Origin of the sequence: Nocardia sp. 852002-20019_SCH5090214, from assembly GCF_001665865.1 — a bacterium.
GTDB classification, from domain to species: domain Bacteria; phylum Actinomycetota; class Actinomycetes; order Mycobacteriales; family Mycobacteriaceae; genus Nocardia; species Nocardia nova.
Window position 1 is genome coordinate 1 of the sequence record NZ_LZMK01000113.1, and the last position, 8562, is coordinate 8562.

An 8562-nucleotide genomic window follows, 5' to 3' on the forward strand; every position below is an offset into this window, starting at 1 on the left:
GGCCCACCGTTCGCGCAGCTCCGCGAGGTGGCCAACCATCCACCGCCGATCATCCTTGTTGAGGACAGTTGCCGCCGTGATCCGCTCTTCTAGTCGAACGAAGGGTTCGACCTTCCCGAGCGTGAAATCCGTCGGCGGCGCCAGTGCGTGAAGCTGCTTGAGTGCGGCGGCAACCTGCGCGGGTGTGCCGTGATGGTGCGGCGGCAGTTCTTTCCAAAACGTTACCGATCGGCCGTCGACCTCGACAGGCTGGACAACGTCGCCAGCAACCTCGACCGCAGAGACGCCGGAAGCTTCCAGCCACCTTGCGATGCGAACTTCTCGCTCTGCGGCGGCGTGCTGGCCGGGTCGGCTGATCCGCGCGACCTTCTTGCCTGGGAGCCGGTAGATCGCGTTTTCGCTTCGATTCAGCAGTTCCGCGTCCATGGCATCGAATCCGACCTGCGCACAGGCAGTTTTCAAGACGCAGAGTGCGTCGTCCGGGGCCGCGTGGGCAGTCATACGGCGGCCACGGTTGTACCGATGCGGGTGCGGAGTTCCTCGACTTCGGTCGCGGTGCTGTGTGGTTCGGAAAATCTGGATAGCTCGCGCAGATCGTCTGCGGCACGGCGTGATCGGATATGCCCGGCATCGAGGAGGGCGGCGCTTCCGAGTTGGGCGGCCTCGCTTGGGTCGCCTGTCGCCATCGTGAGCGACGCGAGTTTGATGCCGGAGATCGCCTTCGACCGAACGTAGGCCTCGGTGTGGCCGTGCACTGCGCTCTGCAACCGCGAGCGGGCCTCGGTGACAAATTGCCCCTCGAGGGCAAGATCGAACAGTGCGTGTCCGGTGTCGCCGGAGTGCTGCGCCGCGTCGTAATAGCTCATCCAAGGTGGATCGTTCTGCGGCGAAGCGTGAGAAAATTCCTCATCCGCTTGCCCAACCGCCTGGACTGCTTCCTCAACCCGGTGCAGCTTGGCGAGGGCCCGGGCCCTCGCCGAATGCAACATGGCGCGCTCGGTTGCGGTCAGGCGATCAGAGCGCACCATGGCAAGTTCGATGTATGTCAGCCCGTCATCGGCACTGCCACACCAGATAGCTTGGCGGGCCATGGATGAGAGCACCTTGCCACGAAGGTGCCAATCGCCGGCTTCTTCAGCGCAGGTCCACGCCAACCGGAACATGCTCCGAGCATCGGCGTGCGCGTAGGCGTCGAAGGCCATGAACGCCGCAGTGTGGCCGAGGAACCCCACCGCGCTCTGAAGTTCAGAGCGGTATTTTTCCGGGCAACGGGCGTTGAGCAAGTTGACGGCGTACCGGAGTTGCGCCCCGACAGCTTCGCGAACCAGCCCACCTCCGTATGTGTGGTCCCAGGTGCTGAACTCGCGGGCGGTTTGCCGTATCTGCTCGATCTCGGTCAGGCCGACAGTGGACGGTACTGGCGTGGGTTCGAGTGTGCTCAGCAGTTCAAGCAGCGGCGCAGCGGCACCTGTCACCGTGACGCCAAGGGCCGCACGAAGAAAATCTTGGCGCTTCACATCTTCGAGCGTAGCGACCTCGGCCCCCGGCAGCTTGAACCACAGCAGCTCGGGCGGTATAGCCAGCCTCTGCGCCCAGCGCCGCAACTTGGAAAGATGTTCCGGCGCTGGCCCCTTCTCCAGTCGGCTGAGCTGGGCTTGCGTGATACCGAGCCAGTCCGCGACCCGCTCCTGTGGCAAGGGCTGCCGATGGTACGGGTGATTGCGATAGGCGAAGATCACGCGTCCCAGGTGCCAGGTCGCGAGTGCATCGCGCATCTGATCGGTATGCCAGAAGGAAAGCGGCACGGCTGGAGGCCGATGAAGTTCGCTTCGAACGCCGACTGCGCAAGGGCTGCATAATGATTCGTCGTTGTAGCTGTTGAGTCTACTCCCGCAGCGGACGCAGTAGCGTTGCTGATCGGGTACGCGTGTCATGGGGCCACTCCGATGTTGATCGTGGGGTGCCCTTGCCACCCCCGTTCGCCCTTGTCAAACGACGCTACCACTGGATTCCCCGCCCGAATATACGCTTTATGTATACCCCGGATTCGCCGTGGTCGTGGTGGCATTTCCGCCCGAACCCGACCCTTGGGACCGGACACACCCGGTCCTATCGAAAGGGGTTTGGCCATGCCATTGAGCCTGGTAGTGCCCATATTCGGCCCACCGGCCGCCGGAAAAACCACCCTCACCCTTCACCTCGGCTTATCGCCAGGCCGAACAATTTTTCGTCTTCGCGAACAGGTACCGAAGGAGGTTCTTGCCGCCACCGCCACCGACAGCGCCCGGCTTGGTTGGATTGATGAGTTCACGGTCGCCGATGCACTCCGGTCCTACTTCGCCACCGTCCAGGCCGACCCCACTGTGCACACCGTGCTGCTCGACAATTTCCCCGGCTCCGGCTCACAGGTCGGCCAACTACTTGCCACCGTCTGGCCGCTGATCCCACGGGTTCACATTGAGCCCATCGAAGTCGTGACCGACGTTCGAACGCTGAAACAGCGGGCCGGCAGTCGCAAAGTCTGTCACCAGTGCGAACGCGATCCGATCCGTGACCCTCGCTTGCCTGCCATTCCGACAACCAAGGACACCTGGACCTGCGCCCGGTGCGGCGGCCTGCTGCATCCACGGCGAGGAGATTCACCGCGGCTGTTCAAAGCCCGCCTCCAGCGCTACCACCAAGCGGCCGAAGGCATCCGGGATTGCTTCACCTCCTCCGGCCTCACTATTACCCAGCTCGACACCACCAACACCATTGACAGCGCGGCCAACCTGCTTGCGCCCCTGCTTATTTCACGGAGCCCAGTGTCATGACCAGTACCGACCTGCCCATGCCGTCGCTGAAACCGAAGAGCAATGGCTACGGCCACGCCCGGATGCCGAGAGGCGCGAACGTCCCGGAGCCACAGAAGATCGACCGCGTGCCGTATGGCCGCTTCCGCAACGTCTACCTGTACATCACCGAAGCGTGCCAACTGCGCTGCGAGCACTGCTATATGGGTGAACGTCTGGATCGGGCGCTGAAGATGCCCCTGCCGAAGATCGTGGACACGCTCACCACCTGGCGCCGGCTGGGCGGGAGCAAACTGACCATCCTCGGCGGCGAACCGACCCTCCACCCGCACTACTGCGAAGCGATCCGGCTCAGCAAGAAATTGGGCTATGAGCACGTCATCACCACGACGAACGCTCAAAAACCGGCGCTGCGACGCTTCCGGCAGCTTGCCCCCGATGACTTCGCCTACGTGCAGGTCAGCCTGGATGGTGGCAGTCAGGCCACGCACGATGGCGTGCGTGGTGCAGGCACCTTCGATGAAGCCATGGAAACCACACGCGAGTTGGCCGAACGCGGATTTGATGTACGGATCATCTGCACAGTTAACAAGGCCAACGAGCGTGACGTCGTGCAGCTACTCGACATTGCCGATGTGCTCGGCGTGAGCCTGGTGAAATTCCACGTCTTCTCGACTATCGGCACCGGACACGGCAACCCGGAGATGGCAATGACGCCGCCGGAGTGGGTCGTCTTCTGCGACCGACTGAATACAGTTGCGCCGCAATACAACACGCGAGTGTGGTACCAGCCGACGTACGCCCGGCGTGACCAGATGGAGCGCTACGCCGCCGAGGGGTATCAAGGCTGTATCGGCCGGACGTTGGATCGGATTTCGATCTTCCCGGACGGCCGCTGCTACGTCTGCTCGTACCTGTTCGATACCGATCTGCACTTCGCGCAGATGACGGACGGACAGGTGCAGCTCAACCACGGTGTCAACGAGTTCGACTTGTTCACCAGTGTCCTGAACGAAAGTTCCTGCGGTGGCTGCAAATCGAGCGGCTGCATGGGCGGATGCCCGGCCGAGGAGGTCATCATGGGCGAATCGTCCTGCGCCGCCTACGAGGACATCGTGCCGGTCTGCCGGTTGTGGAAATCCAGCGCAAAGCCTGAGGAGTGACCTTCATGGACGACATGGACCACGTAGTTGAAGCACTGCGCTGGATCGACTGGGAGGATATCGACGAAGTCGAGATGATGTGCCGGGAAGCGCTGGATCGGCTGGCGGCGAACCCAAGCATCGTCCGCGGCCGGCTGAACGACCTGCCGAACCGACCCGAGCTGATGAACCTTTGTGAGCACTACGACATCCTGGACAAAATCGTGCTTGCCAGCGAGGACGATCCCGGTGTGCGGGTGCGGCTGCACGTCTTCCTGCCGGGGTATTTCGACCGGCCGCACAATCACCGTTGGAGCTACGCCAGCAGAATTCTGCGCGGGCACTATAGGCACTACCTGTTCGGCAACGCCGAGCTGGACGAACAGGTGGAGCCGACCAAGCTGCCGGTGCTGCACGTCCGCGAAGAACCTATCGGCACCACGTACGCCCTGCACCACTCGATGGTGCATGCGGTCGTGGCAGACCCGTTCGCGGCGAGCCTGGTAATCCGGGGGCCGGCAGTGAAAGACAAATTCCTGGTTATGGATCGCCATACGAATGAAGCGTGGTGGCAGTTCGGGGCCGAAGACGAGTCAGAACAGGAGGCTAGAGCCAAGCAGATGAGCCGAACGCGGTTCGCGGAAGTGACCGGGTGGCTCAGTGAGTGGAATGTGCTGTAGCCCGCTCCGCACGGCATCGGCCCTCCTCGTCTGCGGTCGAGGAGGGCCGATGCGGCTCGGAGTTAGCTCTTCTTGCCCTTGCCTTTCTTGGCCTGAGCCAGATCGCTGGCCGCGACGCTCTTCTCCGCCTTGGTCGACTTCTTGTTGCCCAACTCCTTGCCAGCCTCGCTGGCGGCCTTCTTACCCGTTGCCATCATTGGTCCTTCCGACCGAAACAGCACCCAGTAATTTATGCGCCCCATCAGGGCAAACGGCTCCCACGCGACGGGCACGAGCCCACTGTACGCCCGCTCGACGACAAGAATCGGCGACGCGATGTGCAGAGGCGCACTGCGGCAGGTCAACTCGCTACTGAACGTTCTTCCCTTGGGAGCATCGCCAGCAGTTCGACCAGGCTCGGCAGCGGGGCGCTGTGGTGTCGTGCACACCGCAGTGCCCCGCTGGCCGATCCCAGAACCATACTTCGTTCCATCGCCCACCCTGCCCGCTGGCCGTAGAGCAACCCGGCTGAGAAGGCCGCACCCGCACAGTGTGTATGGCGAACCTCTACCGGGAATGCCTGTACCGCAATTTCTTCCGAGTGGCTTACCGCTACCGCGCCGGATGCACCAGCCGTCACGATCACCCACGCCGCGTCGGTTTCGCTCAGGAGCGCCGTCGCCAGCGCAGGGGCGTGTTCGCGGTCGTCGTCATCGACGTTGGTTTGGACAAGGAGATTGCCGTACCCGTCGAGTGCCCGTTTGACGGTCGCAGAAAGTTTCGAGCCGCCCAGGTTGAGCAGCATCGGCACCTCGGCGGTGCGGCCGGCCCCGATGACACGGACTACGGTCGGCTCGATCAGCTCGTAGCAATCCAGGTACAGGAACGACGCCTCAGCGATCGGCGCCAGGTCGGCACGCTCCAGACTGGCCACTACCTCTGGCAGATGGGCAAACCACGTCCGGGTGTGCTGGTCGTCGGCCGTGACCACAATTCGTGGTGTCGCGACCGTTGGACGAAGGATGTAGCCGGGCTGGACGTCGCGGTCACCAAGCCATCCCGTAACGAACTTTCCGTGCTCGTCGGCGCCAACGTCGTTGGCAATCAGGCGAACTGGCGCTCCCATCGCGGCGAGCGTCGCCGCTGTCATCGGCCCGTCAGCCGCCACCGACCATTCGATACTTCTGATTTCGGCCCCGTGGTTGGGACGCGGGAACTGGGGGACGGACCAGAGTTCGGCGAGTGCCAAGTAGCTGACGCACACCACTGGCCCAGACGGATTGCCCATCGTTACCAGCCGTAGACGGAAAAAGACCGACTGTGGGCGATGTGCTCCATCGCCTCACGGCAGTAGTCGATCATGTGGTCTGGCAGCTCATCCGCCGAAAACCAGTGCAGCTCAGTACACTTTCCTGGTTCCCGATTCTCGGGATCACCCTTCCAGGCCCGCACGATGAAGAAAAATGCCATGCGGCCACCGGAGGAAGAGTTGTGCATAATGTGTGCGAAGTGGACATCTTCAGACTTGATGATGACCCCGATTTCTTCCTCAGCCTCGCGGATCAGTGCGTCGATGACAGACTCGTCGGCTTCGAGGTGTCCGCTTGGCAGATGCCAGGCTCCATCCTCGAACCCGGTGTTCTGGCGCTGGCCGAACAGGACCTTGCTGCCTCGGCGCAATACGAGGTGCACATCCCCCGTCACCTTGTGACGCTGGGGTTTTGACCTGGTGGTCTGCGGAGCAACAGTCTCGGTCATGAAAATAAATCCACCTTCCATGGTATTTGACCTGCGGTTTTGTGACAAGACGGAAGCAGGCTGACCCTATTCGCCGACCATCCGTTGGCCCATACGCCCGGCGTATACCGACCAATGGGCTCGCGTATGGCTGTTGTCCCGATCACCGTTCACCCTCGTTACCAGAAATTTTGGCCACCCAACGGAACGGAGATAGTGGACATGGGCTATTCGCGCCACATCCACATCGAATCCGGCGCGTTGACGCTGGATTACCGGGCGTCGGCAGAACAAGCGCAGAACGTGGCCGGCGAGCTAATGCGCGGCGTCTACTCGGAGTTCGGGCTTCGAATCATCGTCGATGACAACGTGACCGATGAACTGCCATCGCTGCCATGCGGCGGACTGTGGGAGTGACGATGTCCCGAGACTCCCTGCCGTACAAGACATTCGTTCACGCGGATGGGAAGCTGGCCGAATTCCTCTGCCAGGTGTACCTCATGGAGCTGAGCGTGGAGCGGGCCTGGCAACTCCGACACATCCATCGGCACCATCACCCCGACGAGTGCTTGGTGCATCTGGAGGCGGCATACCTGCTGGCCATCGAGGCTGACTGAGGTGGGTGGGCCGCTCCTCTTGGTTCTCTGGCCAAGCTCCGTTTTGTTCGCGGCGGTGCTGAGCTTCCGGGTTGGGGTGTGGTGGAACCACACTCACACGGCCGGTCACCACGAGTTCGTGCAAGGTCGGCACGATGATGAAGCTTTGCTCGGTGAGGACGAGTGGACAGAGCGCCCACAGCCGGCCGCGGCCGACCCTGACCCCTGGTGGAGCGAGGACGCGAACACTGAGGTGTTGCCGCGTATGCAGGACATCCGGCCGCCGATGCAGGAGACACCGATACGACGGCCGCCGTGGGTGGGATAAGGCCGTAATCATCGTGATCAGAGCAATTTGACCAGCAACCTTCAGCGAGCAACTGTCACATCCATCTCGCACAATAACCATCGGCTCTGTAATGGCGCGCAGTTTCCGCAGCGCACGTTCATCATTGTTCTTTGCGGTGACGAAAGTCGGGCCCGAATCCGAGTTCGTCTACAGACATGCCGTTGTCGAGTGTGGCGAACCAGTTGGTGGGGACGTCTGCTGCGGGTAGGCCTGTTTCGGGTGTGTGCTGATCGGGGGTGCAGCCGTGCAGGGGCCCGTTCGCGGCGTCGAGGACGTATCGGAAGTGCGGGTCGATGTGGGAGACGAACAGCGTCGACATGGCAGAGCGGTCCTCGGCGACGCGGGCGGCTTCGAACACGACATGAAGTGACGCGAAGCGCACGGCGACGCTGCGGTGGTCCCACCACCTTCTACACCAGGTGTTCTGGTCTTCACGATGGTTGGCGGCGATGCGGACCGCGGTGACCGGCAGCAGCCATTGCTCCACAAAATCGGCGTAGTGGCCGAACCGGTAAGGCTTGGTGTCGCCCGATTTCGTAGCGGGGCCGGCTGGGGATTTGAACCATCCAGCCGGAACGGGCTCGCAGGAAAGCGACGGCAGCGCAACGTGTTTGGTTCGGGTGCAGCGGTGCAGGGGGCCGTTGGCGGCGTCGAGGATGACGCGGAAGTGGGGGTCGAGGTGGTGGAGTATGAAGGTCGACAGCCCGGCGGCGTTCATGTCGGCGCGCATGGCTTCGAAGGCTCGGTGCAGGTGAGCGATGCGCACGCTCACCGCGCGGTGGCGCCACCATTGGCTGCACCAGGTCCAGGTGTGTTCGCGGTTGGCTTCGGCGAGGCGCACGGTGATGAACGGAAACAGCCATTGCTCGGCGAAGGCGACGAAGTCCGGATACGCCGGCGCCGCGACTTTCCGCGTCTGCCGCGAACCCGCAGGTGTAGCGGGGATGGTCATAGTTCGACTCCTGCCGCGCCGCCAGCATTTTCCGGTCGTTCCGGTGGTTTGGGTGGTTGGGTGTAGCGGGCCAGCGATTGTGTGACGAGTGGTTCGAGGGCGAGGTTGTCCCACCAGAATTGCTTTTCGATCAGGACCGGTTCGTGACCGGGGAGGCGGACCAGGGCGCGGTCTTTGGGCAGGCGCGCGAGTTTGGCGACGTTGAGGATGGGTTCGGCGCGCCAGCTGGTGCTGCGGTTGGTGCCACCGGGGCCGACCGAGCGGGAGTGGTCGGCGACGTCGTGGTCGTCGACCAGGCGCGCCCATTGCTCGAGGTAGGTGGGAGTGGCGATGTT

11 protein-coding genes and 1 pseudogene are annotated in these 8562 nt (G+C 62.8%); 5 read left to right on the forward strand and 7 right to left on the reverse strand.

The genetic code is table 11. From position 1 onward, the window contains the following. A partial coding sequence (locus A5780_RS08930; RefSeq protein WP_231982898.1) for a phosphotransferase occupies positions 1-426 on the reverse strand: 426 nt, incomplete at its 3' end. A gap of 71 nt (positions 427-497) precedes the next feature. Next, positions 498-1805: a helix-turn-helix domain-containing protein gene (locus tag A5780_RS08935; protein ID WP_231982899.1), complete on the reverse strand. Its 1308-nt coding sequence runs from the start codon at positions 1803-1805 to the stop codon at positions 498-500. 324 nt (positions 1806-2129) lie between these two features. On the opposite strand from A5780_RS08935, the gene A5780_RS08940 reads away from it, so the two are divergent. From A5780_RS08940 to A5780_RS08950, 3 genes are read left to right on the forward strand one after another with little or no spacing between them, the layout of a single operon-like run. Beyond that, positions 2130-2813: a hypothetical protein gene (locus tag A5780_RS08940; protein WP_064908201.1), complete on the forward strand. Its 684-nt coding sequence runs from the start codon at positions 2130-2132 to the stop codon at positions 2811-2813. Then, the gene (locus tag A5780_RS08945) at positions 2810-3955 is read left to right on the forward strand and encodes a radical SAM protein (RefSeq protein ID WP_064908202.1); all 1146 of its coding nucleotides are present in this window, start codon (positions 2810-2812) and stop codon (positions 3953-3955) included. The genes A5780_RS08940 and A5780_RS08945 overlap by 4 nt, the downstream gene beginning before the upstream one ends. Positions 3956-3960: 5 nt before the next feature. Next, positions 3961-4614 (forward strand): hypothetical protein, encoded by a 654-nt coding sequence (locus A5780_RS08950; protein WP_063014277.1) that lies wholly within the window; start codon positions 3961-3963, stop codon positions 4612-4614. Positions 4615-4676: 62 nt separating this feature from the next. Here A5780_RS08950 and A5780_RS08955 read toward each other — a convergent pair whose 3' ends face one another. The 3 genes from A5780_RS08955 to A5780_RS08965 form a co-directional block, all read right to left on the reverse strand. Next, positions 4677-4886 (reverse strand): hypothetical protein, encoded by a 210-nt coding sequence (locus A5780_RS08955; protein WP_156769430.1) that lies wholly within the window; start codon positions 4884-4886, stop codon positions 4677-4679. 68 nt (positions 4887-4954) lie between these two features. Next, positions 4955-5881, reverse strand: a complete 927-nt coding sequence (locus tag A5780_RS08960) for a carbohydrate kinase family protein (protein ID WP_082976354.1) — start codon at positions 5879-5881, stop codon at positions 4955-4957. 2 nt (positions 5882-5883) lie between these two features. Beyond that, entirely contained in the window at positions 5884-6351 is a 468-nt protein-coding gene (locus tag A5780_RS08965) for an NUDIX domain-containing protein (RefSeq protein WP_064908208.1), read from the reverse strand. A 201-nt stretch (positions 6352-6552) separates the two neighbouring features. Between A5780_RS08965 and A5780_RS08970 the strand changes: the two genes are divergently transcribed. Both A5780_RS08970 and A5780_RS08975 read left to right on the forward strand, forming a co-directional pair. Further along, positions 6553-6747 carry a hypothetical protein gene (locus A5780_RS08970; RefSeq protein ID WP_064908204.1) on the forward strand — a complete coding sequence of 65 codons (195 nt, stop codon included), beginning with the start codon at positions 6553-6555 and terminating at the stop codon, positions 6745-6747. Between the two features lie 2 nt (positions 6748-6749). Beyond that, positions 6750-6947, forward strand: coding sequence for a hypothetical protein (locus A5780_RS08975; protein WP_063014257.1), 198 nt, complete (start codon positions 6750-6752; stop codon positions 6945-6947). Between the two features lie 428 nt (positions 6948-7375). On the opposite strand, the gene A5780_RS08985 is transcribed toward A5780_RS08975, so the two are convergent. Further along, a complete protein-coding gene (locus tag A5780_RS08985) occupies positions 7376-8227 on the reverse strand; it encodes a DUF4913 domain-containing protein (RefSeq protein ID WP_064908206.1) in 852 nt (283 codons plus the stop codon). Beyond that, positions 8224-8562 (reverse strand): annotated as a pseudogene (locus A5780_RS40780) (hypothetical protein); the annotation flags it as partial. The gene A5780_RS08985 and the pseudogene A5780_RS40780, both read right to left, overlap by 4 nt.

What these genes read in the sequence shown, in the direction of transcription:
- A5780_RS08940 (WP_064908201.1), top strand. Translation starts at nt 2,130, where the DNA reads ATGCCATTGAGCCTGGTAGTGCCCATATTCGGCCCACCGGCCGCCGGA.
- A5780_RS08965 (WP_064908208.1), bottom strand. Translation starts at nt 6,351, where the DNA reads ATGACCGAGACTGTTGCTCCGCAGACCACCAGGTCAAAACCCCAGCGT.
- A5780_RS08985 (WP_064908206.1), bottom strand. Translation starts at nt 8,227, where the DNA reads ATGACCATCCCCGCTACACCTGCGGGTTCGCGGCAGACGCGGAAAGTC.
- A5780_RS08945 (WP_064908202.1), top strand. Translation starts at nt 2,810, where the DNA reads ATGACCAGTACCGACCTGCCCATGCCGTCGCTGAAACCGAAGAGCAAT.
- A5780_RS08975 (WP_063014257.1), top strand. Translation starts at nt 6,750, where the DNA reads ATGTCCCGAGACTCCCTGCCGTACAAGACATTCGTTCACGCGGATGGG.
- A5780_RS08970 (WP_064908204.1), top strand. Translation starts at nt 6,553, where the DNA reads ATGGGCTATTCGCGCCACATCCACATCGAATCCGGCGCGTTGACGCTG.
- A5780_RS08950 (WP_063014277.1), top strand. Translation starts at nt 3,961, where the DNA reads ATGGACGACATGGACCACGTAGTTGAAGCACTGCGCTGGATCGACTGG.
- A5780_RS08960 (WP_082976354.1), bottom strand. Translation starts at nt 5,881, where the DNA reads ATGGGCAATCCGTCTGGGCCAGTGGTGTGCGTCAGCTACTTGGCACTC.